General features: G+C 44.9%; 1 protein-coding gene. It reads right to left on the minus strand.

From position 1 onward, the window contains the following. Window positions 1-401: flagellin N-terminal helical domain-containing protein (locus A6049_RS32760; RefSeq protein WP_275078676.1), on the minus strand; the 401-nt coding region annotated here is incomplete at both ends.

The following is a 401-nucleotide window of genomic DNA, read 5'->3' on the forward strand; positions in this document are numbered from 1 at the left end:
CGATGATGTGCTCAGATTGTTAATCGTGTGCTCCAAACGGTTTTGCAGCGCGCCCAGATAGCTACGACCCGAAGATACGGATGCGATTTGAGTGTCCAGGATTCCGATAGCTTTGCTGGATTTCGTTTGATCTGTAATCTCTTCACTATCAAGTGCTGTTTTGATAGCAGTCAGATCAACACCCGCGGTATCCAACTTGAGATCAATAGTTTGATCTTTGTTAGCACCTACTTGTAGTTTCAATACACCCGCAGTACCTGCACTCTTATCAAGCAAGTTCATCGTGTTAAATTGAGTCGTATCTTTGATACGGCCAACTTCTGCTGTCAACTGAGCAAACTCATCATTTAGAGCTGTACGGTCAGCTGTAACGTTAGTGTCCGAAGCGGATTGTACAGCCA

Source organism: Paenibacillus sp. O199, assembly GCF_001636635.1.
Taxonomy (GTDB): Bacteria; Bacillota; Bacilli; order Paenibacillales; family Paenibacillaceae; genus Paenibacillus; species Paenibacillus marchantiae.